The sequence below is a fragment of the Micromonospora peucetia genome (assembly GCF_900091625.1).
Lineage (GTDB): Bacteria > Actinomycetota > Actinomycetes > Mycobacteriales > Micromonosporaceae > Micromonospora > Micromonospora peucetia.
Genome location: NZ_FMIC01000002.1, coordinates 1,960,143 through 1,985,552, shown reverse-complemented (window position 1 = coordinate 1,985,552; position 25,410 = coordinate 1,960,143). Strand labels below are relative to the sequence as shown.

At 71.1% G+C, this 25,410-nt stretch carries 24 protein-coding genes, 1 tRNA gene and 1 riboswitch; of the genes, 13 read left to right on the top strand and 12 right to left on the bottom strand.

The features are described from left to right. Positions 1-224 precede the first annotated feature (224 nt). Together GA0070608_RS09300 and GA0070608_RS09295 are read left to right on the top strand one after the other, a co-directional pair. Positions 225-2,441 (top strand): (Fe-S)-binding protein, encoded by a 2,217-nt coding sequence (locus tag GA0070608_RS09300; RefSeq protein ID WP_091625119.1) that lies wholly within the window; start codon positions 225-227, stop codon positions 2,439-2,441. A 276-nt stretch (positions 2,442-2,717) separates the two neighbouring features. Beyond that, positions 2,718-3,716, top strand: a complete 999-nt coding sequence (locus GA0070608_RS09295) for a C40 family peptidase (protein WP_091625115.1) — start codon at positions 2,718-2,720, stop codon at positions 3,714-3,716. A gap of 64 nt (positions 3,717-3,780) precedes the next feature. On the opposite strand, the gene GA0070608_RS09290 is transcribed toward GA0070608_RS09295, so the two are convergent. Continuing rightward, positions 3,781-5,799, bottom strand: a complete 2,019-nt coding sequence (locus GA0070608_RS09290) for an N-acetylmuramoyl-L-alanine amidase (protein WP_091625112.1) — start codon at positions 5,797-5,799, stop codon at positions 3,781-3,783. 256 nt (positions 5,800-6,055) lie between these two features. Beyond that, positions 6,056-6,189: riboswitch (cyclic di-AMP (ydaO/yuaA leader) on the top strand. A gap of 12 nt (positions 6,190-6,201) precedes the next feature. On the opposite strand from GA0070608_RS09290, the gene GA0070608_RS09285 reads away from it, so the two are divergent. Next, a complete protein-coding gene (locus GA0070608_RS09285; protein ID WP_091625109.1) occupies positions 6,202-7,242 on the top strand; it encodes a C40 family peptidase in 1,041 nt (346 codons plus the stop codon). 75 nt (positions 7,243-7,317) lie between these two features. Here the strand turns inward: GA0070608_RS09285 and dcd are convergent, their stop codons facing one another. Further along, positions 7,318-7,896: a dCTP deaminase gene (gene dcd / locus GA0070608_RS09280; RefSeq protein WP_091625106.1), complete on the bottom strand. Its 579-nt coding sequence runs from the start codon at positions 7,894-7,896 to the stop codon at positions 7,318-7,320. Between the two features lie 78 nt (positions 7,897-7,974). Between dcd and GA0070608_RS09275 the strand changes: the two genes are divergently transcribed. Then, entirely contained in the window at positions 7,975-8,526 is a 552-nt protein-coding gene (locus GA0070608_RS09275; protein WP_091625101.1) for a pyridoxamine 5'-phosphate oxidase family protein, read from the top strand. 136 nt (positions 8,527-8,662) lie between these two features. Here GA0070608_RS09275 and GA0070608_RS09270 read toward each other — a convergent pair whose 3' ends face one another. Then, complete coding sequence (locus tag GA0070608_RS09270; protein ID WP_091625097.1) at positions 8,663-9,649, bottom strand: zinc metalloprotease; 987 nt, start codon at positions 9,647-9,649, stop codon at positions 8,663-8,665. A gap of 316 nt (positions 9,650-9,965) precedes the next feature. Here GA0070608_RS09270 and GA0070608_RS09265 point away from each other — a divergent pair. Next, positions 9,966-10,039: transfer RNA gene (locus GA0070608_RS09265), tRNA-Gly, on the top strand. A 145-nt stretch (positions 10,040-10,184) separates the two neighbouring features. Here the strand turns inward: GA0070608_RS09265 and GA0070608_RS09260 are convergent. Both GA0070608_RS09260 and GA0070608_RS09255 read right to left on the bottom strand, forming a co-directional pair. Beyond that, positions 10,185-11,459, bottom strand: a complete 1,275-nt coding sequence (locus GA0070608_RS09260; RefSeq protein WP_218107503.1) for an MFS transporter — start codon at positions 11,457-11,459, stop codon at positions 10,185-10,187. Beyond that, positions 11,431-12,111 carry an SDR family oxidoreductase gene (locus GA0070608_RS09255; RefSeq protein ID WP_091634707.1) on the bottom strand — a complete coding sequence of 227 codons (681 nt, stop codon included), beginning with the start codon at positions 12,109-12,111 and terminating at the stop codon, positions 11,431-11,433. The genes GA0070608_RS09260 and GA0070608_RS09255 overlap by 29 nt, the downstream gene beginning before the upstream one ends. 56 nt (positions 12,112-12,167) lie before the next feature. Here GA0070608_RS09255 and GA0070608_RS09250 point away from each other — a divergent pair, with 56 nt between their 5' ends. Next, complete coding sequence (locus tag GA0070608_RS09250) at positions 12,168-12,539, top strand: winged helix-turn-helix transcriptional regulator (RefSeq protein ID WP_091625094.1); 372 nt, start codon at positions 12,168-12,170, stop codon at positions 12,537-12,539. Positions 12,540-12,681: 142 nt separating this feature from the next. On the opposite strand, the gene GA0070608_RS09245 is transcribed toward GA0070608_RS09250, so the two are convergent. Continuing rightward, positions 12,682-13,638: a helix-turn-helix transcriptional regulator gene (locus tag GA0070608_RS09245; RefSeq protein ID WP_091625089.1), complete on the bottom strand. Its 957-nt coding sequence runs from the start codon at positions 13,636-13,638 to the stop codon at positions 12,682-12,684. A gap of 74 nt (positions 13,639-13,712) precedes the next feature. On the opposite strand from GA0070608_RS09245, the gene GA0070608_RS09240 reads away from it, so the two are divergent. Further along, positions 13,713-14,846: an epoxide hydrolase family protein gene (locus GA0070608_RS09240; RefSeq protein ID WP_218107635.1), complete on the top strand. Its 1,134-nt coding sequence runs from the start codon at positions 13,713-13,715 to the stop codon at positions 14,844-14,846. A gap of 107 nt (positions 14,847-14,953) precedes the next feature. Here the strand turns inward: GA0070608_RS09240 and GA0070608_RS09235 are convergent, their stop codons facing one another. Further along, positions 14,954-15,751, bottom strand: coding sequence for an AAC(3) family N-acetyltransferase (locus tag GA0070608_RS09235; protein ID WP_091625086.1), 798 nt, complete (start codon positions 15,749-15,751; stop codon positions 14,954-14,956). A gap of 123 nt (positions 15,752-15,874) precedes the next feature. Between GA0070608_RS09235 and GA0070608_RS09230 the strand changes: the two genes are divergently transcribed. After that, positions 15,875-16,756, top strand: a complete 882-nt coding sequence (locus tag GA0070608_RS09230) for an LLM class flavin-dependent oxidoreductase (RefSeq protein ID WP_091625084.1) — start codon at positions 15,875-15,877, stop codon at positions 16,754-16,756. A 54-nt stretch (positions 16,757-16,810) separates the two neighbouring features. Here the strand turns inward: GA0070608_RS09230 and GA0070608_RS09225 are convergent, their stop codons facing one another. From GA0070608_RS09225 to GA0070608_RS09215, 3 genes are all read right to left on the bottom strand, one after another. Beyond that, positions 16,811-17,242, bottom strand: a complete 432-nt coding sequence (locus tag GA0070608_RS09225; RefSeq protein WP_091634698.1) for an ASCH domain-containing protein — start codon at positions 17,240-17,242, stop codon at positions 16,811-16,813. 111 nt (positions 17,243-17,353) lie between these two features. Continuing rightward, entirely contained in the window at positions 17,354-18,418 is a 1,065-nt protein-coding gene (locus tag GA0070608_RS09220) for a questin oxidase family protein (protein ID WP_091625079.1), read from the bottom strand. 34 nt (positions 18,419-18,452) lie between these two features. Next, entirely contained in the window at positions 18,453-19,004 is a 552-nt protein-coding gene (locus tag GA0070608_RS09215; RefSeq protein ID WP_091625074.1) for a phosphoribosyltransferase family protein, read from the bottom strand. A 171-nt stretch (positions 19,005-19,175) separates the two neighbouring features. On the opposite strand from GA0070608_RS09215, the gene GA0070608_RS09210 reads away from it, so the two are divergent. The 4 genes from GA0070608_RS09210 (at position 19,176) to GA0070608_RS09195 (ending at position 23,651) form a co-directional block, all read left to right on the top strand. Beyond that, entirely contained in the window at positions 19,176-19,805 is a 630-nt protein-coding gene (locus GA0070608_RS09210; RefSeq protein WP_176733670.1) for a septal ring lytic transglycosylase RlpA family protein, read from the top strand. 98 nt (positions 19,806-19,903) lie between these two features. Beyond that, positions 19,904-21,031 (top strand): PP2C family protein-serine/threonine phosphatase, encoded by a 1,128-nt coding sequence (locus GA0070608_RS09205; RefSeq protein WP_091625067.1) that lies wholly within the window; start codon positions 19,904-19,906, stop codon positions 21,029-21,031. Between the two features lie 168 nt (positions 21,032-21,199). Then, complete coding sequence (locus GA0070608_RS09200) at positions 21,200-23,056, top strand: acyl-CoA dehydrogenase (protein WP_091625064.1); 1,857 nt, start codon at positions 21,200-21,202, stop codon at positions 23,054-23,056. Between the two features lie 325 nt (positions 23,057-23,381). After that, positions 23,382-23,651, top strand: coding sequence for a DUF6458 family protein (locus GA0070608_RS09195; RefSeq protein WP_013730795.1), 270 nt, complete (start codon positions 23,382-23,384; stop codon positions 23,649-23,651). A gap of 61 nt (positions 23,652-23,712) precedes the next feature. On the opposite strand, the gene GA0070608_RS09190 is transcribed toward GA0070608_RS09195, so the two are convergent. Then, complete coding sequence (locus GA0070608_RS09190) at positions 23,713-24,249, bottom strand: SixA phosphatase family protein (protein WP_091625060.1); 537 nt, start codon at positions 24,247-24,249, stop codon at positions 23,713-23,715. 115 nt (positions 24,250-24,364) lie between these two features. On the opposite strand from GA0070608_RS09190, the gene GA0070608_RS09185 reads away from it, so the two are divergent. Beyond that, the gene (locus GA0070608_RS09185; RefSeq protein WP_091625056.1) at positions 24,365-24,652 is read left to right on the top strand and encodes a DUF6458 family protein; all 288 of its coding nucleotides are present in this window, start codon (positions 24,365-24,367) and stop codon (positions 24,650-24,652) included. A gap of 60 nt (positions 24,653-24,712) precedes the next feature. On the opposite strand, the gene trhA is transcribed toward GA0070608_RS09185, so the two are convergent. Beyond that, positions 24,713-25,390 carry a PAQR family membrane homeostasis protein TrhA gene (gene trhA / locus GA0070608_RS09180; protein ID WP_091625052.1) on the bottom strand — a complete coding sequence of 226 codons (678 nt, stop codon included), beginning with the start codon at positions 25,388-25,390 and terminating at the stop codon, positions 24,713-24,715. Between the last annotated feature and the right edge of the window lie 20 nt (positions 25,391-25,410).

Below are 25,410 nucleotides of genomic sequence, written 5' to 3'. Positions count from 1 at the left end.
CGGGTAGTTGCGCCCTAAGGTGGGCGCAGGGCGGCGTTGGCCGGAGTGCGAGATGATTCACGTTACTGCTGGGTAACCTTGCACGTATGCTGCACTGCATGACCGAGTGGAGCGAGGTCATCGACCGGTCCGGTCAAGGGTGCGGCGGCGGCTTGCCGATCGCGCCCTGACCCGGCCCCGGTCGCCGAGCCGCTCGACAGGCAGCAGACCGGGAGGCCAACTCGATGGGCAGCGTCCAGATCGTCACCACGATCCTCGCGTTCGCCATCACCGCCGTGGCGGTGTGGCTTGCGGTACGCGCGGTCATGAAGATGGTGGCCGTCATCCGGCTGGGGCAGCCGGACCCGACCCGCTTCGGTGACAAGGGCACCCGCACGAAGACCATGCTGGCCGAGACCGCCGGCCACACCCGCATGCTCCGCTGGAGCGTGGTGGGCGCGGCGCACTGGTTCGTGATGGTCGGCTTCGTCGTGCTGTCGCTGCTGGTGCTGGAGGCGTACTTCGAGGTCGTCTCTCCGACCGGCGGGCTGCCGCTGGTCGGCGACTGGGCGCTCTACGGGCTGGTCACCGAGTGGCTGGCCATCCTCGGCATCGTCAGCATCCTGGTGCTGATCGCGATCCGGCTTCGCAACCGGCCCACCCGGCCGGGCGGGAAGTCCCGGTTCACCGGCTCGACCATGTGGCAGGGCTACTTCGTCGAGGGCATCATCCTCGCCGTACTGATCATGGGCTTCGTCATCCGGGGCTTCAAGGTCGCCACCGACCACTTCGAGTACCCGGTCTGGGCCGCCCCGCTCAGCCACGCCGTCGGCGGGGTGCTGCCGGACTGGGAGGCAGGCGTCAGCGTCGCCGCCCTCATCAAGATCGTCATCTCGATGACCTGGCTCATCGTGATCGCCCTCAACGTCACCATGGGCGTCGCCTGGCACCGCTTCCTGGCCTTCTTCAACATCTTCTTCAAGCGCGACCCGGGCGCCAACGTCTCCGGCCTCGGCGCGCTGCGTCCCATGACCAGCCAGGGCAAGCCGCTGGACTTCGAGGAGGCCGACCCGGAGAAGGACCAGTTCGGCGTCGCCCAGGTCGAGCAGTTCACCTGGAAGGGTCTGCTGGACTTCAGCACCTGCACCGAGTGTGGTCGCTGCCAGTCGCAGTGCCCGGCCTGGAACACCGCCAAGCCGCTGTCGCCGAAGCTGCTGGTGTTGAGCCTGCGTGACCACGCGTACGCCAAGGCGCCGTACCTGCTGGCCGGCGGCGGCAAGGACCTGACCGGCGAGGAGAAGGCCACCGCCGCCCAACTCGCCCACCTGGACGTGCTCGCGCTCGCCGAGGCCGAGCGGCCGCTGATCGGCACCGCCGAGGAAGGCGGCATCATCGACCCGGACGTGCTCTGGTCCTGCACCACCTGCGGCGCCTGCGTCGAGCAGTGCCCGGTCGACATCGAGCACGTCGACCACATCGTCGACATGCGGCGCTACCAGGTGCTCATCGAGTCGAGCTTCCCGTCCGAGGCCGGCGTGATGCTGCGCAACCTGGAGAACAAGGGCAACCCGTGGGGCGCCCCGCAGAACACCCGCGAGGACTGGACCAAGGGCCTGGACTTCGAGGTGCCGCGGGTCGGCGAGGTCGACGACTTCGAGTACCTCTTCTGGGTCGGCTGCGCTGGCGCGTTCGAGGACCGGGCCAAGAAGACCACCCGGGCGGTCGCCACGCTGCTCAACGAGGCCGGCGTCTCCTTCGCCATCCTCGGCGAGGGCGAGACCTGCTCCGGCGACCCGGCCCGCCGGATCGGCAACGAGTTCGTCTTCCAGATGCTCGCCCAGCAGAACGTCGAGACCCTCAACGAGGCGTTCGAGGGCCGGGAGAAGAGCAAGCGGAAGATCGTCGCCACCTGCCCGCACTGCTTCAACACCCTGGGCAACGAGTACGGCCAGCTCGGCGGCGAGTTCGAGGTGGTCCACCACACCCAGCTCCTGGCCCACCTGGTCGCCACCGGCAAGCTCACCCCGGTGCAGCCGGTCGACGGCGGCGTGACCTATCACGACCCCTGCTACCTGGGCCGGCACAACCGGATCTTCGCCCCGCCGCGTGAGGTGCTCGGCAGCGCCATCGCCGGCGAGGCCGGACCGGGCGACGGCGGCCTCATCGAGATGCCGCGTAACAGCGAGCGCTCCTTCTGCTGCGGCGCCGGCGGCGCCCGGATGTGGATGGAGGAGAAGATCGGCAAGCGGATCAACGTGGACCGGGTCGAGGAGGCCATTTCCACCGGGGCGAAGACGGTCGCCGTCGGCTGCCCGTTCTGCTCGACGATGCTCAACGACGGCGTGAACGGCAAGGGCGCCGGGGAAGAGGTCGAGGTGGTCGACGTGGCCAGCGTGCTGCTCCGCTCGGTCAAGCCCGAGCAGGCGCCGGGCGACACCGAGCGGGCACCGGTCGCCGGCTGACGCGTACCCCCTGAGACACCCGATGGCGGTGGCACCTCCCCGGTGCCGCCGCCGTCGTCGTTCAGGAGGCCGTGGTGGTCACGATGGCGGCGGGCCGACACCCTTCGTGCGCGGGTGGTTGCGCAGGCGTGATGTGAACGATGGTCGCCTTGATTCCGCTGCCAGCCTTCCCTAATGTTGGGCACCGGCCGCTGAGGGTCGTCTGTCTCGCCCCTCTTCCCTCGCGCGAGGCGCCCGGCGGTCGGGTTGCAAAAGGAGTCGGTGCCGGTGGCAACCATGCCCCCTCATCGTCGCGCGCCGGGACGGTCTGCTCGTCCGGGTGGCCTGCGTAGGGTCGCCCATCGTCTGCTCACCTTGGTCGCCGCGGCGGCGGTCGGCGCCGGCATGCTGGCCGCGCCCGCGTACGCCGAGCCCTCAGTCGACGAGATCGAGGCCGCGATCGACCAGAAGTGGAGGCAGCTCGAGCCCACCATCGAGCAGTACAACAAGGTGCGGGCGCAGCTGAAGGTCAACACCAAGAAGTCGACGGAGCTGGAGAAGAAGATCCAGCCGTTGGCGCTGGAGAGCGAGCTGGCGATGGACCGGGTCGGCGACCTCGCCTCCCGCTACTACATGTCCGGCCCGTCCCACGACATCGGGGCCCTGCTGGTCAGCGCCAAGCCGGACACGCTGACCGAGCAGCTGACCATGCTGGACCGGCTGGCCGCCAACGAGCGCAAGCAGCTCCAGGGCGTGACGACCCTCCGCGAGAAGTACGACGGGGAGAAGCAGAAGCTCGACACGCTGATCGCCACCCAGAAGAAGCAGGAGACCGACCTGGGGGCGAAGAAGAAGCAGATCGACGTCGACATCAAGAAGCTCGAGGCGTCGCTGCCGGTGACGACCGTCAAGACGGAGAAGTGCCCGACCATCAACGGGGTGGTCAGCGACGCGGCCCGGACCGCGATCAGGACCGCCTGCGCCCAGATCGGTGATCCGTACGTCTGGGGCGCTGTCGGCCCGAACTCGTTCGACTGCTCCGGCCTGACCCAGTACGCCTACAAGGCGGCGGGGATCCACCTCACGCACTTCACCGGCGCGCAGTGGAACGAGGGCAAGGCCATCCCGCGCTCCGAGGCGCGCCCCGGTGACCTGGTCTTCTTCTTCAGCGACCTGCACCACGTCGGCCTCTACCTTGGCAACGACAAAATGGTGCACGCGGCCCGGGCCGGCAAGCCGGTCAACGTCTCCAGCATCAACACCATGCCGGTGGCCGGGTTCCGCAGACCCGGCTGATCCCGCACAACGCAACGAAAGGGCCCCCGGTCTCCTCGACCGGGGGCCCTCGTCGTGCGATGGATCAGCGGGGCGCGCCCAGCGGCGAGGGCAGCAGGTTCACGTCGGCCAGGTTGACGTACATGATGCGGTGGCCGAACTGGATCTGCACGTACTTGTTCTCGCCGCGGATGACGGTCCGGTCACCCGGGGCGGAGCCGTCGAACGTGGTGGCCCGGTAGTACTCGCCGGGGAGCAGGTTGCCGACGGCGTACCGCTCACCGGCCGAGAGCGTGTACTGGAGCGGCGAAATCGTCTGGTATGGCACGCCCTCCGGGTATGCCGCCTGCTCCGGGTACGCCCGGCCGTACACCGGGATGGTGGTCTTGCCTGCCTTCGGGGTGGCGACCAGGCCGACGGACCACTTGGCGGTCCGCGCCGAGGCCGGGTTGTGGAACCACGCCTTCTGGCCGAGGTACCAGATCGCCGTCCAGTCGCCCCGCACCTCGGCCAGGGCGTACGTCTGTCCTGCCGAGACCCGGGCGCCGTGGTCGGAGACGTACATGGTGTTCGGGGTGCCGTCGGGCCGCAGCGCGATGTCGTTGACCAGCGGCGCGTCCTGGCTCGGCGCGTTGTGCAGGGGCAGCGCCGACGAGCCGCGCAGCGGGCAGGGAGCCGTCGGCGGGGGCGGGTTCGGCACGCCCGGCGGCTGCCGGTTGCAGCCGGTGAACTGCGGCTGGTTGGTGGCGAAGTCCGGGTCGATGGTGACCAGTCCGGTCCGGTGCGTGCCGGTCGACCAGAACGGCGCCTTCAGCAGGTCGAAGTAGTGCGACCAGTCCCAGTACGGGCCCGCGTCCCAGTGCATGCCACGCACGTTCGCGGCGACGGTGCCGGGGACGTTGTCGTGCCCGATGATGTGGTTGCGGTCCAGCGGGATGTTGTACTGCCGCGCCAGGTGGCGGACCAGCTTGGCGGAGGTGCGGTACATCGCCTCGGTGTACCAGGTGCCGTGTCCCGCGAAGCCCTCGTGCTCAAGGCCGATGGACTTGGAGTTCACGTACCAGTTACCGGCGTGCCAGCCGACGTTCTTGGTCTTGATGTGCTGGGCGATGTGGCCGTCCACCGAGCGCAGGGTGTAGTGCCAACCCACCCGCTTCGGGTCCTTGACCAGGTTCACGCTGGGCCCGAAGTAGCCCTCGGTGTCGTGGATGACGATGTACTCGATCTTCTGCTGTGCGGGCCGGTCAGCCAGGTCGTGGTTGCCGTACGCGCCGAGGGTGGTGCCGTAGTTCTGGTAGGGCGCCGGGATCCACTCGCACGAGATGTCGCTCGGGCACTCCAGCCCGTCGGGCCGGGCGAGCTTGCGCAGGCCCAGCCGGTCCAGCCAGGAACGCTCCGGCTGGACCTCGCGGGCGGCGAGGGTGACCCGCTGCCCGTCGTCGGTCAGTCGGGTGTCGCCCGTGGCGATGGTGGCGTACACCTCGTTGGCGAAGGCCGCCGCGGCGTCGGTGGTGTCGGCGCCGGAGTAGCGGGCCACCGCGCCGTACCAGGCCGCCGGGTCGGTCTCGGCACCGACCGGGGCACCGATCTCCTTCTGGTACGCGGCCAGCAGCGCCGCGCCGCCCCGGATGTTCGCCGTGACGTCCGTCCGCAGCGCCTCCTCGCTGGCGCCGGTGAGTCCGGCGGCGGCGTCGAGCGTCCGGAGCGCCGCCTCGGCGGGAGCCGGCTCGGCCGGCTCGCGCGCCTCCGCCAGGGACGGACGGGAGTCGTCGCCGCGCGGGTCCTCGGTGCCCTCGTCGTGGTGGGTGCCCCCGGGCAGGGCGGCGACGTGCTCGGCGTCGGTGAGGTGCATCGGTCCGTAGCCGGCGCTGGTGCTCGGCGTGCCGGCGTTGGTGTCCCAGCGGGACTGTAGATAGGAGACGCCGAGCAGGACGCTCTCCGGCACGCCGTACTCGGCTGCCGCGGCGGCGTACTGCTGCTGCCGGTCGGTCGCCGGTGCGGCGGCGGCGGATCCGGCGGCGGTGAGCGGCGTCGCCACCATGACGGCGGCCACGGCGGCGGCCAGCAGGACGCGTCTGCTCCTCGTTGTCGCTGACAGGTGCATCAGACCCCCAGTTCGGACGGGCAAAGGTGGGGTCACCTTCGCCCCGCCCGCCACCTTTGGTCAATACCTTTCCACCGGACACTTCAGAAGGAAGAAAATCTTCGTCGGCCGGGTTGCGGTTGCCCCGGCCCAGGACGCGGTTTCCGGCCAGACCCGGGTGCGGAGTGTCGCGGCCGGAGGGTTGCGGATCGATAACGGTCGTCTCTACTCTGGTCCCTTGTCGGCCGGTGACAATCCGTCCAACCAGGGCGGTGCCGGCCCGACACCGCCGAGTCGCTCCCGAGCGAGCCGGGGACCCAGGTTCCCCGGGGTGAATCCGCAGTCCTGCGGTAGGGCGCCCCTTCCCGCCCGAACCCGTCAGCTAACCCGGTAGGCGGTACGGAAGAAGGAGTACGGACCCCGGTGGCACACCATGCCCCGCGGCCCCCGTCCGCCCGGTCGGTCCTCACCGACCCGACGACGGCTGCGCCGCGCCCACGCTGGTACCGCTGCACCACCGCCCTGGCTGCCCTGGCCGCGTTCGCCGTCGTTCTGACCGGCGGCGCACCGGCGGCCCACGCCGAACCGACGGTCGCCGAGATCGAGCGGCAGATCGACGAGGACTGGAACAAGCTCGAACCGATCATCGAACGGCACAACGCCACCCGACAGGACCTGGCCGCGAAGCGGAAGCAGGCCGACACGCTCGCCGCGCAGATCAAGCCGCTGGAGAAGCAGGTAGACCAGGCGATGGAGAAGGTCGGCGCGCTGGCCGTCCGCGCCTACAAGGGTGAGCAGGTGTCCGCGATCAACGCCCTGCTCGGCAGCCGCTCGCCGAGCGAGATGGTCGGGCAGCTCGAACTGCTCGACCAGTTCGCCCAGCACCAGCAGCAGGACGTGCGGCAGGTCGCCGAACTGCGCGACCAACTGGCCGGGAAGAAGGCCCCACTGGACGAGATGGTCGTCCAGCTCGGCCGCACCGAGGCCCAGCTCGCGGCGAAGAAGAAGCAGATCAACGCCGAGATCGACCGGTTGCAGAAGCTGCGGCTGCGGGTCTACGGCAACGGCGGCGGCGGGCCGCTACGTCCCGCCCCCTGCCCGGCCAGCTATCCCGGTGGCGCGGCCGGCACCGCGGTGAAGTTCGCCTGCGCCCAGATCGGCAAGCCCTACGTCTGGGGCGCCGAGGGGCCGAACTCGTACGACTGTTCCGGCCTGATGCTCGCCGCCTGGGCGAAGGCCGGGGTCTCGCTGCCGCACAACGCCGCCCAGCAGCGCCGGGTGACCGCGACCGTCAGCCGGGGCGACCTGCGCCCGGGTGACCTGGTCTTCTACTACAGCGACCTGCACCACGTCGGCATGTACGTCGGCGGCGGCTGGGTGGTGCACGCCTCCCGGGCCGGGGTGCCGGTCAGGATGAAGAAGGTCGACGACGGCCCGATCCACAGCTACGGCCGCCCCCGCTGAGGTGTAGGGAAGTGCCCTTTCCTAACGCATGGCGGGCGTCAGGAAAGGGCCCTTCCCTACATGTGGCGGGTCGGATCAGCGGATCGGCCAGGTGCGCCAGTGCTGCCAGGAGCGGCTCGGGGTCGGGCCGCGCTGCCCCTGGTAGCGCGAGCCGTAGACGGCTGAGCCGTACGGGTGCTCGGCCGGCGACGAGAGCCGGAAGATGCAGAGCTGGCCGATCTTCATGCCCGGCCAGAGGGTGATCGGCAGGTTGGCCACGTTCGACAGCTCGAGGGTCACGTGACCGGAGAAGCCCGGGTCGATGAAGCCCGCCGTCGAGTGGGTGAGCAGCCCGAGTCGGCCGAGGGAGCTCTTGCCCTCCAGGCGGCCGGCGAGCTGGTCACCGAGCGAGATCACCTCCAGCGTCGAGGCGAGCACGAACTCGCCCGGGTGCAGCACGTACGGCTCGCCGTCGGGCACCTCGACCATCGACGTGAGGTCGTCCTGCTGCTGAGCCGGGTCGATGTGGGTGTAGAGGTGGTTGTTGAAGACCCGGAAGAGCTTGTCCAGGCGCACGTCGATGCTGGACGGTTGCACCAGCGCGGGCTCGAACGGCTCCAGCGCGAGCGTTCCCGCCTCGATCTCGGAGGCCAGGTCGCGGTCGGAGAGCAGCATCCGAACACCTTAGCGAGCGATACGTGTGACCTGCGTGTCGGAGTGTGCCTTCGTACATTTGTTCGATAGAATGCCCGCATGGCTTCCTGGTCCGAATTCGCCGCCGACGAGCCCCGCCTCGCCGACGGGATCCGCCTCCTCATGCAGCAGTACGGGCCGGGCTTCGGCTACCTGGCCACCGTCCGCGCCGACGGCGGGCCCCGGGTGCACCCGGTCTCCCCGGTGATCACCGACGAGGGGCTCTTCTGCTTCGTCGTCGACTCGCCCAAGCGGCGCGACCTGGAGCGCGACGGGCGCTACGCGCTGCACTCCTTCCCGCCGGAGGAGAGTGACGACGAGGCCTACGTCGCCGGCCACGCCCGGCCGGTGACCGACCCGGCCCGGGTCGCCCGGCTGGCCCGGAGTTCGCGGGCCGCGCCGCAGGTCGACTGGCGGGTCTTCGAGTTCACCGTCGACGTGGCGATGCTGGCCCGCCGCGAGTCCGGCGTCCCGGGTGGCGCCGTCGAGGGGCACGGGCGGCCCGCGGTCCAGGTGTGGCTCGATCCCCACGCGGCTGCCGCCGGCACCGCCGTGGTGCCCGAGACCCGGTCGGGGAGCGTCGGCGGCCACGCCGCCCGCCCGGCCGCCTGACGCGGTGTGGCGCCCCGGGCCGTCCCCCGTCCGGGGCGTCACACCGTGACCCCTGCCCGCGCGCCCACTCGGCCGCGCAGACGCCGGTGCCGGCCCCGTCGAGCGAGGCCGGCACCGGTCGGGTCGTACGGCGAAACTACGCCGCGCGGTACGCGTTCCAGGCGGTCAGCATGCGGCTGGCCTGCCCCGCGGTGAACTGGTACATGCAGGAGTCGTAGCTGTAGTCCATGAAGTTGGTGATCGGGTCGACGCCCGGGGCGGTGCAGGTGTCCCGCCCGGTCGGGCAGCCGGAGGCCGGCGACGCCTCGGCCGCGGTGTCGCTGACGCTGTCGCCCGAGCCGGAGCAGCCGCCCTGGAAGGTGTGGTAGAGGTTCAGCCAGTGGCCGACCTCGTGGGTGCCCGTGTCGCCCTGGTTGTAGTTGGTGGCGGTGCCGCCCGGCAGCGACTCGCTCAGCACGACGACGCCGTCCATGGTGTTGAGCTTCCGGGTCGGGAAGGTCGCCCAGCCGAGCAGGTTGTTGCTCAGCTCGCCCAGGTAGATGTTGAGGGTGTTCTTGCCGCCCGTACGCAGCGAGGTCTTCATCGACCGCTCGGCCGAGGAGCCCGACACGATCGGGTACCACGCCGGGTTCGTCACCCGGTTGATGCTCTGGAGCTGGAAGGCGAACGCGGTGGAAGCGCCGCCGGTCGCCCCGCTGAACGACTGGTTCAGCACGCTGATCTGCGAGTTGATCATCGAGTCGGGGATGTTGCCGCCGGCCCGGGTGCTGTTCTCCTGGATCACGTGCACCACGACGGGAATGGTGACGCTGGCGGCCATCGTGGAGGCACCTGCGCCGGCGCGGAACCGGGTCCGCTCACGCACCGCGGCGGCCAGGTCGGCCTCGCGCTCGCGGGTCTCTGCGAGGGTCAGCTCGTTCGGCTCGTGCTTGGCCCCGCCGCCCGGCTTGATGCGGGCGTCCGAGTGGACGTCGGCCGGCTCGGCGCAGACCTCGGCCGGGGCGGCGGAGAAGGCCGAAGCGGCCGGTAGGACGCCCACGGCGGCGGTGCTGAGCAGCAGCGCGAGGGTCGTCGACGCGACGCCGGCCGTACGCCGGGTCAGCAGGTTGGGACGGAGTCCCATGGGCCCACCTCTTTCTGGCCGCGCGACAGGGGGTGTGTCACGCCGTGGCTGAGAACGTTGGGCAGACGTTACAACCGATCGATGAATTTGAGAATGGCGATGTGTTGCCGTGGTGGAACTTTTTCGCGAGGTGGTCGCCGGCGGCGGTCGTGTCGACGTCCCGCTGGCACCCCACGTCGGGGCGGTTGCACCGCCGCGCCTGGCGATCTTCGTGCGGATGGCCGCTGAGGGCTTCCTGTCAAGATCGCGGCGGCCCGCGCGTCGGAGGGGTACCTGGGTGCACCGGCGTGGCGACTCAGGTACAGTGGTGCCGCCCGCGGGTGTAGTTCAATGGCAGAACATCAGCTTCCCAAGCTGACAGTGCGGGTTCGATTCCCGTCACCCGCTCCAACACGAAGGCCCTGGTCAGGACGCGAGTCCCACCAGGGCCTTCGATATTTCAGGAGCATCACCTGCCAAGAGCCGTGGCGTCATCGGATGATCCCCACGACCTGCGGCCGGTTGGGCTCCTTACTGTCGGCGCGCACCGCCTCGTTCAGCGGCCTGCTCGCGCCCGGTTGAGCCGTGTTCCTTGATCCTTCTCGGTGGCAACGGCGGAGGCGGAGAGGAGCGTCGCAGCGGCGAGGCTGCCCCAGAGGGCGGCCGAGCCGCGGGAGGCGAGAGCGGTGATGACCGCCGGGGAGACGGCGAGGCCGAAGCCCGTGGAGAACTGGAAGCGGGCGAGGGCGCGTCCCAGGACATGGGCCGGAGCGAGGGCGGTGACAAGCGCGGTGGCGCTGCCGGCATAGATGATCTCGCCGATGGTGCAGACCACGGACACCGTGGCGACAGCCGGGGCACCCCAGCCGTGTCCCAGTGAGGTGGCCGCGAGGAAGCCGAGATAGGACGCGGCAAGCACCACGCCGGCGAGAGTAAGCACGGTCCGCCGGGAGAAGCGGGACATCAGGACGGTGACCGGAACCTGCAGGGTAACCACCAGGACCGTGTTGGCCACGAAGATGGCTGCCGACCACACCGGAGAGGCGTGCAACTGGGTCACCAGGACCAGAGGAAGCGCGATTTCGGGGACGTTGAGGCAGAAGACGTAGATCACGTTGGCGGCCAGCAGCGTACGCATCCGGGGTGCGGGCTCATCGGCCCTGTCCTTGGCTGGAGTAGCGGCCGGATGAGCGTGCACGTGAACCGACCACGCCAGGGCCGCCGCGGCGAGGTAGGCGAGCCCGGTGACGACTGCCAGCGCCTGCAACGCGGTGGTGCCGCCCGCCAGGCACACGGTGGCGAGGAGTGCACCGGCGCCCAGGCCGGCGTTGCGCAGGGCGCGGCCCCCTGCGAGAGCGGCGTCGCGTTCCCGGCCGTGGGAGACCGTGGCCACGAGGGCGGCGTGGGCGGCCGGCCATGCCTGGTTGCCGATGCCGAGGAAGAGCGCGGCTGTCGCGAACAGCCAGACGTTCCCCGTCGGGGTGGCCAGCAGCAGCGCCACGCCCAGCACCCGTACCAGCATCGACGCCGCCACGACCGTGCTGCGCGCGCCCCGGTCCAGCCATCGGCCCACCGCGGGCATGCACACGAGAGCAACGACCATGCCGGCCGTCAAGGCGATGCCGGTGGCCGACGCGGGCAGCCTGAGCACCATCACCCCGTAGAGCAGCAGAAAGGGTCGCAGCAGGCCGGTGCCGAGCGCGTCCACGGCCAGGGCGACGGCATAGCGGGGGCCTCCGGAGGCACGGACGAGGGCACGCGCCTGGATCTTGGTGGTTGCCATGGTGTTGGTGGCGCTGGGATCAGCGGTGCCGGGCGCCGCCGTCGACATGGACCGTCTCGCCCGTCACCCATCCCGCACCCAGGAGCCACAGGGCGGTGTCGGTGACGTCCTCGAGCGTCCCGACCCTGCCTGCGAGGGAGGCCGCGGCGGCTCTGTCGTACAAGGCACGGCGACGCTCGTCCGGAAGCCGGTCCCAGGTGCCAGAGTCGGTGATACCGGGCGCGATGGCGTTGACACGCAGCGGCGCGAGCTCGACGGCCAGGTGGGTGACCAGCGCGGCCAGGGCAGCATTCGCAGTACCTTTGACGACGGTGCCGGGCTTGGGCTGCCAGCCCACAATGCCGGAGAAGAACAGGAACGATCCGTCGGCAGGCATCCGTGGGGCGAAGTGCTTGGCCAGCAGCAGCGGGCCGACGACCTTTGCGGAGAACGCGGCCTGGATCTTGTCGTGTTCCAGGTCGGGCACCGGCACGTCATGGTGAGCCGACGCGGTGGAGATCACGTGGTCGAAGGCGCCGAGCGACTCCGCGGCCCGCGCGATGGTGGTCTCGTCGGTGACGTCGATCTGGACCTCGGGGCCAGACCGTGTGGCGACGACGACGTCGGCGCCGGCCTGCCCGGTGCGCCGGATGATCTCAGCGCCGATACCGCGGGCCCCGCCGACGACCAGGATCCGCTTGCCTGTCAGGTTCTCGCTCATGACCGCGACGGTATACATTTGCTACCGGTATCTTCAACGCTACCGAGAGGACCCCCATGGGCAAGGCGTACAACGTCATGGCGGCGACGTGCCCGAGTCGCACCGTGCTGCACCGCATCGGGGCGCGTTGGACGGTGTTCGCCGTCAACGCACTGGAGGACGGACCGATGCGGTTCACCGAACTCAAAGCGCACATCCGCGGGATCACCCCCAAGGCCCTCACCGAGACGCTGCGCGCCATGGAGGCTGACGGCCTGCTCACCCGTACCAACCTGGGCGGCAACCCGCCGCACGTCGAATACGCCCTGACCGAGCTCGGCCGTTCCCTGCTGGTTCCGCTGCGTGCCGTACGACAGTGGGCCGAGACGCACGTCCCGGACATCCTCGCTGCGCGCGAACGAGCCGGCGTCGGGGAGGCCTCAGGCTGACGATGCTTGTACGGCACGCTCTCCCGCCGCTTCCCCGCGGATTCAGAAGATCATGTGGTCCGCGTGGTGTCACCGGTCCTGGTAGGCGTAATGCGGGTCTGGTCTAGGCGTACCCCGACGTACACCTTGACCAACGCGGTGCTCAGGAGGCCTCGACGGCTTCGGCCAGTCGGGCGGCGAGGCCTCGGACGTGTGTGATCAGCTCGGGTGGCTGGTGGATGCGGAAGCGGAAGCCGAACAGCGCGACGTAGACGGCGATCTCGTCCAGGGAGTTCGACCCGGTGTGCAGCATGCAGGTGTGCGGGTCGATGGCTTCGATGACCCCGACGGTGGGCGCGATCCGTTCGGCGGCGGTCTCGGCTGAGGCGTACAGGGTGATCCGAGCCTGGTAGCGGTAGGGGGCGGTGGACACACCGCGGGTCAGGTACGCGGCGAAGTCTGCGTCGGGTGCTTGCCGTGGCGCGAATCGGGGTCCGGTCGGGATGCGCGGTTGGATCCGGTCGACGCGGTAGGTGCGCCAGTCGCTTCGGTCGGTGTCCCAACCGATGAGGTACCAGCGCCGTCCGGTGTGGACGAGCCGGTGGGGCTCGGCGTCGCGTACCGACGAGGTGCCGTCGTGGCGGCGGTAGTCGAAGCGGAGCCTCTGGTGGTCGCGGCAGGCGGTGGCGATGGCGACCAGCACGTCCGGGTCGACGGTGGGACCGGCGGCGGAAACCGTGACGGTGACCGAGTGCAGCAGGTTGACCCGGTGCCGTAGGCGCGACGGCAGGACCTGTTCGAGCTTGGCCAACGCGCGTAGCGAGTTGTCCTCGATGCCGGTGACCGTGCCGCTGGCGGCGGTGCGCAGCCCGATCGCGACAGCGACGGCCTCGTCGTCGTCGAGAAGCAGCGGCGGGAGCTTCGTTCCCGCGCCGAGCCGGTAACCGGCGGCGCCCGGGGTGGTGTGCACGGGGTAGTCGAGGTCACGCAGCTTCTGGATGTCGCGGCGCACGGTCCGTACGTCGATTTCAAGACGCTGCGCCAGCTCGGCGCCGGACCACTCGCGGGGTGTCTGTAGCAGCCCGAGCAGCCGCAGCAACCGGGCGGAGGTTTCCAACATGCCCCGAGTCTGCCAGGAAGCTAGGGCCAGACCTGTCCTAGCTCGCTCGTAGTGTGATCCTCATGAGCGAACAGATCACCCCGTTCCGGATCGAGATTTCCCAGGACCGCCTCGACGACCTGCGCCACCGGCTCGCCAACACCCGTTGGCCGGACGAGTTGCCCACCGCCGGCTGGGAGGCTGGGGTGCCGCTCGGCTACCTGAAGGGTCTGGCCGACTACTGGGGCACCGAATACGACTGGCGCGCCCATGAGGCACGGCTGAACGAGTTTCCCCAGTTCACCACCGACATCGACGGACAGACCGTGCACTTCCTGCACGTCCGGTCGCCTGAGCCGGAAGCGGTGCCGCTCATCCTCACCCACGGCTGGCCCGGCTCGGTCGTGGAGTTCATGAACATCATCGGCCCGCTGACCGATCCCGCCCGGTACGGTGGCGATCCCGCCGACGCCTTCCACGTCGTGGCCCCGTCCCTGCCCGGCTTCGGCTTTTCCACTCCGCTCGCCGCACCCGGATGGGGCACCAGCCGGGTGGCCCATGCCTGGGCCGAGCTGATGAAGCGCCTCGGCTACCACCGCTACGGCGCCCAGGGCGGCGACACCGGAGCGATCGTCACCCCCGAACTCGGCCGCATCGACCCCGATCACGTGATCGGGGTGCACGTCAACAACCTGGGCACCTTCCCCTCCGGCGATCCGGCCGAGCTGGTCGGCCTCACCGAGGCAGACCAGGCCCGCCTCGCGTTCATGAAGACCTGGGGCCAGGACATGTCCGGGTACGCCATCGTCCAGTCGACCCGGCCGCAGACGATCTCCTACGCCCTCACCGATTCACCGGTCGGCCAGCTCGCGTGGATCATCGAGAAGTTCAAGGAGTGGACCGACCCGAGCGCCGGCCTGCCCGAGGACGCCGTCGACCGCGACCTGATCCTCACCGACGTCTCGGTGTACTGGCTGACCGGCACCGCCGGATCCGCCGCCCGGATCTACTACGAGGACGCCCGCACCTGGGGCCAGGCCAGCCCGCGGTCACAGGTGCCGACCGGGGTGGCCGTGTTCCCCAACGACATCACCCTCCGGCCCCTCGCCGAACGCGACCACAACGTGGTGCACTGGAGCGAATTCAGCCGTGGCGGCCACTTCGCGGCCTTGGAGGCACCCGACCTCCTGGTCGACGACGTGCGGAAGTTCTTCCGCCAGCTCCGCTGACGGCAACCCCGGCGCCGGTCACCTCTTCGCCGACAGCGGCAGCGTCGACCACGACGAGCAGGCGGCGGCGCTGCTCATGGGGCGCACTCCGGATTTTCTCGACCGCGTCAACTGATCCGGCGCCGGTGGGCGGCCAGCCAGGCGGTGGCGAAGTCGACCAGCGCACGCTGGGACATCAGCCGCGCCGTGGCCTCGCCGACCCGGCCCGAGGCGGCCGCGCCGGTCGCCTCGAAGTCGGCACCGAGCTGCGGGAAGTCGTCCTCGTCGGTCTGTACGTCGGTCCAGGTCAGCCAGTGGCTGCCGCCGTCCGGGTGCCGCACCGAGGCGCCCTGCTCGGTGCGGGGAGCGGTCGCCTGCCGCCACTCGGCGAGATGCAGCGACGTGTTCGAGTCGTACCCGCACCCGAGCAGGAGCACCCGGCCGTCGAGTCGGTACACCGCGCCGAGCGGCGACTGCTCGCCCAGCGCGTCGTCCAGGCGGTGGCCGGCCACGATCTCCGCCGCCCGCGTGCCGAGGGCGGCGAAAGAGACCTGCGGGTGGTCGCTGCGCACCGCGCCCGGCCAGGCGCGGACGACCTCGGGAAGCATCCCCATGTACCGGCTGGGGGTGCGCGCCGGGTCGAAGCCGGGCGTGCTCGCGCGGATCACCGGCCACCACGCTTCGGGCACGGGCGGAGCCTGCCAACCGGCAGGATCGGTGTTGTCGGGGGTGTGGGTGGGCACCACCAGTGTGCCGCCCGGGCCGAGCACCTCCAGCAGGGCCGCTACGACCGACTGCGCCCCGCCGGCGACGAACCCGAGAGCCCGCACCGACGAGTGCACCAGCACGACGTCGCCGGCTGACAGGCCGAGACCGCGCAGGTCGGCGGCCAGGGAATCGATGGTGTGCGGCGCCGTCTGATCCACGCCGGGCAGCCTATGCGGCCGTCATGTGGTCGCCCACCGGGCTTGCGCCGGGTGCGCCGTGAGCCGACGGACCGTGAGCCGACGACAGTGGTAGCGGCAGAACTGGCCGCTAGTCTGGCGATCATGCGGATTGGCATCGTGATCCTTCCCGACCAGCGCTGGTCCGACTCGCGGCGTCGCTGGCAGCAGGCGGACGAGTGGGGTTTCGACCATGCCTGGACGTACGACCACCTGGGCTGGCGGGACCTGGTCGACGGGCCGTGGTTCGACTCCGTGACCACGCTGACCGCCGCCGCGACGGTGACCTCCCGCATCCGGCTCGGCACGTTGGTCGCCTCGCCGAACTTCCGCCACCCGGCGGCGTTCGCCCGGCAGGTCACCGCGCTCGACGACGTCTCTGGCGGGCGGCTGCTGCTCGGGCTCGGCGCCGGCGGGATCGGCTTCGACTCGGCCGTGCTGGGCGGGGAGACGCTGCCGCCGCGCCAGCGGGTGGACCGGTTCGCCGAGTTCACCGAGCTGCTCGACCTCATCCTGCGCGAGGACGGCACGACCTGGCGTGGGGAGTGGTTTTCCGCCGTGGACGCACGGAACAACCCGGGCTGCGTGCAGACGCCCCGGGTGCCGTTCGTGGTGGCCGCCAACGGGCCCCGGTCGATGCGGCTGGTGGCGCGGTTCGGTCAGGGCTGGGTCACCACCGGCCCGGACGAGGACGACCTGGAGAGCTGGTGGGACGGGGTGGCCGAGGCCGCCGCCCGGATGGACGGGACGCTCGCCGCGGCCGGCCGCGACCCGGGCACCCTGGACCGTTACCTCTCGCTCGACTCCGCGCCGGTCTTCTCGCTGCGCAGCGCCGAGTTCTTCGCCGACCAGGTCGGCCGGGCCGCCGCCCTCGGCTTCACCGACGTGGTCACCCACTGGCCCCGGGCCAGCAGTTGGTATGCCGGCGACGAGGCTGTCCTGGTGGACGTGGCCACCCGCCTGCTGCCCGAGCTGCGCCGCGCCTGACCGTGCCGCCGGGCCAGCGCGCCCCGGACCGACGGACGCGTCGAGCCGGCGGGCTCAGGTGCCGAGGTCCCCGGTGGCGATCCCGCCGTCTCCGGCGGAGACCAGCCGGAACCGGATGCAGACGATCTCGCTGTCGTGGGTGACGGGGGTGCCCACCCGCGCCCAGTAGGCGGCGTGACCCTCGCGCCACTCCTCGATGGAGCGGTCGCCCTCCCCTTCCGAGCGGGCGAAGTCCCACGGCACGTCCGCGAAGCGGACCACCTCGACGCCGGTGACCTCCACGACGCCGACCAGCGCGTCGCCGTCGTCGACGAGAGCCAGCCGCTCGCCGGCGTACTCCAGCTCCTCGCCCTCCTCGGCGTACTCGCTGGTCAGCCCGGCGGTCGCCGTCTTCACCCCGGCGAGCACCAGGGTGTTCAGCCGTGTCCGCAGCTCACCGGGCGTGCCGAGGGCGAGGCTGCGCAGTCCACCGATCCGAGGCCACATCCTGCCGACGGTACCGTCGCCGCCGGCCACCCGACGCGGCATTTTCACCCCACGCTCGGCGCGGCGGACACCCGTTCGGCGGCCACCCCGGCGCGTTCCGTGACGTCCTGGTCAGATCAGTTGACCGGCGTAGCCGGCGGCGGCGAGCACCCGGTCGTCGCCGCTCGCCGCGTGCGCGTCCAGGACCGCGTCGGCCAGCTTCACCACGTGCGCGTCGCCGTGCCGCGCGGCCCGGGCGAAGACCTCCGCCGGGTCACCGCCGGCCACCGCCGGGGGCGCGGCCGGCTGCGGTGAGGCGTACACCGAGGTCACGGCCGCCGTCGCGGACCAGGCCGCGGTGACGCTCGGGGCCCACAGCGCCCGGTCGAGAGCCGGCAGGGTACGCAGCACCGCGGTCGGCGCGGTCACCGCGTGCACCAGCATCACGGGCTCGGCGTGCCCGGAACGCAGGTAGTCGAGGCTCGCGCCGTGCACCAGCGCGATCAGGTCCCGCTCGGCCTCGGCCGGGGTCCGCGCCGGCCGCAGCGCCGCCACCGCCGCCGGCCATTCCGGTACGGCCGGCAGCCGGCCCAGCCGCTCCCGGATGCCCCCGGTCCGGTCGGCGATCCGGGGCAGTCCGGCCAGCGCGGCGGCGACGTCCGGATCGGCGGTTGCGGCATCGGTCGGCCGGTCGACGCCGGGGACCGCCTGCCATCGAGCGGCCCAGTAGCCGAGGGCCTGACCCAGCTCGGCGAGCCGCTCCGGGCTCTCCGGTGCCTCGCCCGTGGCGATGCCGGGCAGCCGGGCGGGTGTCCGCAGGGCGCGTACGGCGTGGCCGACCCGGATGACGCCGTGGGTGGCGCCGGCGGCGATGCCGGGCAGCAGCCGGGGCCACCAGGTGCCGAGCACCTCCCGCCAGGGTCGCTCCCGCAGTTCCCGGTCGAAGTGGGTGAGCCAGTCGCCGGCCCGCTTCGGGTCGCCGAGGGCCTCCCGCCAGTCCTCGATCGGGCGCAGGCCGCGCGGCAGCTCGTCCAGCCGTCCCAGGTACGCGTCCAGCCAGCGGTGCACCCCCCGCTCGTGACCGTGTCGGACCAGCGCCTCCACGGCCATCGGCCCGTGGTTGGAGAGCCAGCCCTCGTACTCGGGACCGGTGCGGTGCAGTCGTCGGTACGCCTCGTCCAGGATCTCCTCGCCCATGGGGCCGATCCTCCGACCTGAACTGCGCTTCAGGTCAAGCCGTCAGGTCGGCGCCGTCCACGAGCCCTCGGACGCGCAGCTCGGCGGCGACCTCCGGGGGGCAGTCGAGCACGACCGTGGCGGTGCCGACCGGTTCGGCGCCCCGCGCGGCGCAGATCTCGTAGAGCGCGCGGACCTGCGCCCCGGTGGCGACCCAGTCGTCCACCACCAGCACCCGGTCACCCCGGTCGAGGCCGTGGTCCCGGACGGCCAGGTCGACCCGCCGGCCCCGGAAGTCCGACGGGCTCTGCGCCCAGGTGAGCGGCCCGGCGGGCAGCCGGCCGTCGCCCGGCTTGTGGGCTGGCACGAAGCCGACCCCGAGCGCCGTCGCGGCGAGCGGGCCGAGCAGGTAGCCGGTGACGGCCGGCGAGACGACCACCGTCGGCCGGGCGGCCCGGAACGGCTCCACGAGGGCCGGCCCCAGTCGGGCGAGGACCTCCGGGTCCCGCCACCAGCCGGAGACGTCGCTGACCAGGTGACTGGCGCCGGGACCGGGATCGATCCACCTGACCAGCGCGGCAAGACGTCCGCTCAGCTCGAAGGGCATGCCCCCATCCTGCGCCACCGCACCTGGGCCGCCCGGCCCACCGTCGGTCGGATGATCGGCTACACGTATTACCGCAATTACGGGCATAGCGCCATGATCACGTTGACTTCGGATGTGCTTCTCTCGTTACGGTCCGACCCGGTTTGTTCAGATGACGAAAGGACCGGAACGGTGGCTGGTAGGCACTCCCGTACCCGCATGTTCTCCTCGCCGGCCGGCATCGCGGCCACCGCGGCGGTCGGGGTCGCCCTCGTCGTCGGCGGCACCGTCGGCGCCGTACAGCTGACCTCGGGCGCGGAGACCGCCCGGCCGGCCGCCGTCGACCTCGCGCCCACCAGCCTGCCGAGCAGCGTCACCCCCAGCACGCCGGCCGCCCCGCCGAGTGTCAGCGCGTCGCCGAGCACGACCGCCAGCCCCAAGGTCACCCGGTCCACCCAGGCCCCCTCCCGGAGCAAGCCGCGCACCGCCGCGCCGAAGCCCACCGCGACGAAGAAGAGCAGCACCGCCCGCCCGGTGGTCGACAGTGGCTCGTGCGGCGCCTCGTTCTACTCCGAGGGGCAGCTCACCGCCAACGGTGAGAACTTCGACCCGTCCGCGCTGACCGCCGCCCACAAGACCCTGCCGTTCGGCACGAAGGTCCGGGTCACCAACCCGGCGAACGGCAAATCCGTGACGGTACGCATCAACGACCGTGGCCCGTTCATCGAGGGGCGCTGCCTGGACCTGTCCCGGGCCGCGTTCGCCGACATCGCGTCGCTCGACGCCGGCCACGTCGAGGTCCGGTACGAGGTGCTCGGCTGACCCCCGCCGGTGGCGATCGGCCGGGCGACACGATCCGCGTGGGCAAACATCCCTCGGACGACGGGCCAGGTTCATTCACCCGCTCACGTCAATCAGGCATGCTGTCCCTCGTACGCACGCGACCCTTCCAGTCGGGCCCCGGCCCACTGAGCCCCGGATCCCGCGCCGGCCTCGGCGCGGCCTTCGTCCTGCTCGCGATCGTCTCGGCCGTGGAGTTGGCCGACGGCCGGGCGGCGAACTACATCGCGCTGATGGTGGCCGCGCCGTTCCTGACCGCGGCGTTGGCGTCGTGGCGCATCACGCTCGGCGTGGGCGTGGCTGCCACGGCCCTCGGGGCCGGCTTCGCGCTCGGCGAGGAGTCCACGGCGCTCCCCACCGCCGTCGCCGTCGCGTGCATCGCGCTGGGCACCGCGATCGCGGTGGCCACCGCAGCCGTACGGCAGCGTCAGGCCGAGCGGATCGCCGAGCTGACCCGGCTGGCCTCGGTCGCCCAGCAGGCCGTGCTTCGCCCGCTCGGGCCGCAGGTCGGCACGCTCTCGGTGGCCGCCCGGTACATCTCGTCCACCGCCACGGCCGAGATCGGCGGTGACCTGTACGAGGCGGTCGACACGCCGTACGGGGTGCGGATGATCATTGGCGACGTGCGGGGCAAGGGCCTGGACGCGGTCCGGCTCGCCAGCATCGTGCTGGGCTCGTACCGGCACGTGGCGTTCGAGCGGGCGGACCTGCGGGCCGTCGTCACCGACCTGGACCGGGCGGTGGCCCGCAGCGTGGGCGACGAGGACTTCGTCACCGCCGCACTCGTCGAGGAGCGGGGCGGGACGCTCACCATCGTCAACTGCGGCCATCCGGCGCCGCTGCTGCTGCGCCGGGGCGCCGTCATCCCGCTCGAACCGCCGGCCCCCGCCCCACCGTTGGGCTTCATGCCGGTGGTCCGTCCCCGGGTCGAGCGGCTGGAGCCCGGAGACCGGTTGCTGCTCTTCACCGACGGGCTCGGCGAGGCGCGTCGGGACGGGGAGTTCTTCCCGACCGCCGACCGGGCCTGGCGGCTGCTCGGTCACGGCACGGTCGGTGACGGGCTCGCCTCGCTGGAGACCGCCCTGGTCGAGTGGGTGCACGGCCGGCTCGACGACGACATCGCCCTGGTCCTGATGGAATACACGGGCTCGCGCGGTCCCGCGACGGTGGCCGTGCCGAGCTGGGAGGTCGGCGCGGCCGAGAGCTGAGCCGGCCGGAGGGCCCGGGTCGGGCGGGTGCTGCGTCTCGTTTCGCAATCCGAACGGAAGGTGTGTAATCGCCGTCACTTCCGAGATCGGGTTGTCGCTGACTACCGATCGGTAATACAGTCGGGGTTACTGATCGGTAACACCTGTCCGGAAGCGGGGCCAGCGAGCATGACCCACTACAAGAGCAACCTTCGGGACCTCGAGTTCAACCTCTTCGAGGTCTTCGGGGCGGACCAGACGTTCAGCCAGGCGCCGTACTCGGACCTGGACGTCGACACCGCACGCGACATCCTCGCCGAGGTCGACCGCCTCGCCCGCGAGGATCTGGCCGCCAGCTACACGGACAGTGACCGCAACCCGCCGGTCTTCGACCCGGCCACGCACACCGCGCCGCTGCCGGAGTCGTTCAAGAAGTCGTACCAGGCGTACATGAACTCCGAGTTCTGGCGGCTGGAGCTCCCGACGGAGCTGGACGGCAGCAACGCCCCCCGGGCGCTCGTGTGGTCGCTCGCCGAGCTGATCGTCGGCGCCAACGCCGCCATCTGGATGTACTCCTCCGGCCCGTCCTTCGCGCACGTGCTACAGGTCGAGGGCACCGAGCAGCAGAAGAAGTGGGCGAAGCTCTTCGTCGACAAGCAGTGGGGCTCCACGATGGTGCTCACCGAGCCGGACGCCGGCTCGGACGTGGGCGCCGGTCGCGCCCGAGCGATCCAGCAGCCCGACGGCTCCTGGCACATCGAGGGCGTGAAGCGCTTCATCACGTCCGCCGAGCACGACCTGAGCGACAACATCATCCACTACGTGCTGGCGCGCCCGGTCGGCGTCGACGGCGTCGGTGGCCCGGGCACCAAGGGCCTCTCCCTGTTCGTGGTGCCGAAGTACCACTTCGACGAGAACACCGGCGAGCTGGGCGAGCGCAACGGCGCCTTCGCCACCAACGTCGAGCACAAGATGGGCCTCAAGGTCTCCAACACCTGCGAGGTGACCTTCGGCGAGCACGGCGTACCGGCCAAGGGCTGGCTGCTGGGTGAGAAGCACGAGGGCATCCGGCAGATGTTCATGATCATCGAGAGCGCCCGGATGATGGTCGGCACCAAGGCCATCGCCACCCTCTCGACCGGCTACCTGAACGCCCTGGAGTACGCCAAGAGCCGGGTGCAGGGCGCCGACCTGACCCAGATGGCGGACAAGACCGCGCCGCGCGTCACGATCACCCACCACCCGGACGTACGCCGGTCGCTGATGCTCCAGAAGTCGTACGCCGAGGGCCTGCGCGCCCTGGTCTGCTACACCGCCACCTGGCAGGACAAGGTTGCCATCGCCGAGGCGGCGGGCGACGAGAAGGCGACCAAGCTCGCCAAGCGGGTCAACGACCTGCTCCTCCCGCTGGTCAAGGGCGTCGGTTCGGAGCGGGCGTACGAGCTGCTCGGGCACGAGTCGCTACAGACCTTCGGCGGCTCCGGCTTCCTCCAGGACTACCCGCTGGAGCAGTACGTCCGGGACGCGAAGATCGACACCCTCTACGAGGGCACGACCGCGATCCAGAGCCTCGACCTCATCTTCCGGAAGATCGTCCGGGACAACGGCAAGGCCCTGATGGCGGTCGCCGGTGAGATCCAGGAGTTCATCGCCACCGAGGCCGGAAACGGCCAGCTCAAGGAGGAGCGGCAGGCGCTGGGCAAGGCGCTCGCCGAGATCCAGAACATGGTCGGCGTGCTGACCGGCTGGCTGGGCGAGGCGCAGGGCGGCGACACCCGGGCGCTCTACAAGGTCGGCCTGAGCAGCCGCCGCTTCCTGCTGGCCATCGGCGACCTGGTTGTCGGCTGGCTGCTCCAGAAGCAGGCCGACGTGGCTCTGAAGGCTCTGGCCGGCGAGGTCAACGCCGCCGACAAGGCGTTCTACACCGGCAAGGTAGCCGCCGCCCGGTTCTTCGCCCGCGAGGTGCTGCCCCGCGTCGGCGCCGACCGGCGGATCATCGAGGGCACCGACCTGGACATCATGGACCTCCCGGAGGAGGCCTTCTGAGGTACGCCGTAGCGCGCCACGCGGCGTAGTCGGGGACGACCCGGCGGTGATCCGGCACGACGGCCGGCGGGCAGCAGCCCGCCGGCCGTCGTCCTTCCCCACGCCCCTCCCCGCGCCCCACCCCCTCTTCTCCGCGATCTTGCACTTTCGGCCCCCGTTCTGCGGCCTTTGTCCTTTATGTGGGGGCGACAAGTGCAAGATCGCGGAGAAGAGGGCTGTTGCTATTCGGGGACCTCATCCGGGTAGCCGGGCGGTGTGACGGGTAACCGTCGCGAGGCCACGTCAGAGAACGCCCAGAGCCACCGCACGGGGGAGTGCAGCGCACATGGGCATTGGTAGCGGAATCTTCCTGATCGCGATCGGCGCGATCCTGACCTTCGCCATCAGAGCCAACGTCTGGTGGGTCGACCTGCGCGCGGTCGGCTGGGTGTTCATCCTGGCCGGGCTGGGCGTCCTGCTCACCACGCTCTGGTTCTGGCAGGACCGCCGCAAGCGGGCTCGGACCCTGATCGTCGAGGAGAACCGGCTCTCGCACCCGACGGCGATGATGCCACCGCCGCCCGACCCGCCACCGCCGACCGCGCCACCGTCCTGAGCTGGCGCGACCGCCCTGAGCCGGCGACATCGAGCCACCCGCCCGAGCATCGGCGGGTGGCTCAGCCGCGTGCGGTGTGCCGGTCGGTGATCGGGGCCTGTCCCGGGCCCAGTTCTGGCCAGTCGACGTCGGGGCGGTGCACCACCACGTCGCTGGTGCGCATCCCGTCCGGGTCCGCCCGCTCCGGGTCGAGCAGGGCCGAGAACAGCGAGATGCCCGGGTTGTGCGCGATCAGCAGCACCGTACGGACGGCCGGATCAACGTGTCGGACCAGCGTCAGCAGGTCCTCCGGGTGCGCCTCGTACGCGTCCGCCTCGTAGCGCACCATGGGGGCGGGGCCGGCCGAACCGCCCTCCGGCGGCGATCCGGTCATGCCCATCGCCGCGCCGTGCCAGGTCTCCCGGGTGCGTCGGGCGGTCGAGCAGATGACCACGTCCGGCAGCAGATCGTGTCTGGCCAGCCACACGCCGGCAGCGGCCGCGTCGGCCCGGCCGCGGGTGGCCAGGGGACGGCGTACGTCCGGTGTCTCCCCGGGTGGTTCGGCCCTGGCGTGCCGGAGCAGCACCAGCGTCCGTTTGTGGGCGTGAGCGTCCGTCATGTCCCCAGCTTGCCCGATTGGCGATCAGAACGCCTGGGTAAGTCGATGGGTGCCGCACCCTCACCGATGGCCGCGGCGGATGGAAACGCCAGGGGACAGCCGAGGAGGCGACGAGATGGGCTTTGGTGGCAGTATTTTCCTGATCGCGTTGGGTGCGATCTTCGCGTTCGCCGTGGAGGCGGATCTGGGCTGGCTCAACCTGGCCGTCGTCGGCTGGGTGCTGATGCTCGCCGGCGTGGCCGGCCTGCTGCTCACCCTCCACTTCTGGAACTCGCGTCGCCGGGCCGTGGTCGCCCCGGTGCGTGGGCAGCAGCGGGTGGTCTCCGAGCAGGTCGTGCCCGTGCAGGACGACCGGGTCGTGGAGGAGTACCGCGAGGTCCGTCGGCCGCGTCGTACCGTCTGACGTCTGGACACCTTCTTTCCGGGGGCCCCGCCGCGCGGCGGGGCCCCCGGTGCGTGTCCGTCAGGCGAAGAGGGCGAAGTAGATGGCGATGTGGTGGCAGAGCGCGGCCACCAGGGTGCAGGCGTGGAAGAACTCGTGGTGGCCGAAGACGGTGGGCCAGGGGTTGGGCCGGCGGAGCGCGTAGAAGACCGCGCCGACGCTGTAGATCGCGCCGCCCACGACGAGCAGCACCAGGGCGGTGACGCCACCCTGGTGCAGGATGTCGGGCACTATCGCGACCGAGACCCAGCCGAGCGCCAGGTAGAGCGGCGCGGAGACCCAGCGCGGGGCGTGCGGCCAGACCAGCTTGAGGGCCACGCCGGCGACCGCGCCGCCCCAGACCAGCGCCAGCATGATCGCGGCCGGCCGGGGTTCCAGCAGCAGTACGCAGAACGGCGTGTAGGTGCCGGCGATGAACACGAAGATCATCGAATGGTCCATCCGGCGCATGATCTGGTAGCCGCGCTCGGACCACACCCGCCGGTGATAGAGCGCGCTGGTGCCGAACAGCCCGCACACCGTCAGGCTGTAGATGAGGCAGCTGACCAGCGGGGCCCAGCCCGGTCGGCTGGCGGCGATGGCGCTGAGCACGATGCCGCAGAGGAGGGCGACGAAGAACGCGTACGTGTGCAGCCAGCCGCGCATCCGGGGCTTACCGATGTCGACCGGCTTGAGTCGAAGCGGTGCGGAGGTGGTCACGCCCTTAGGTTACGGCACCG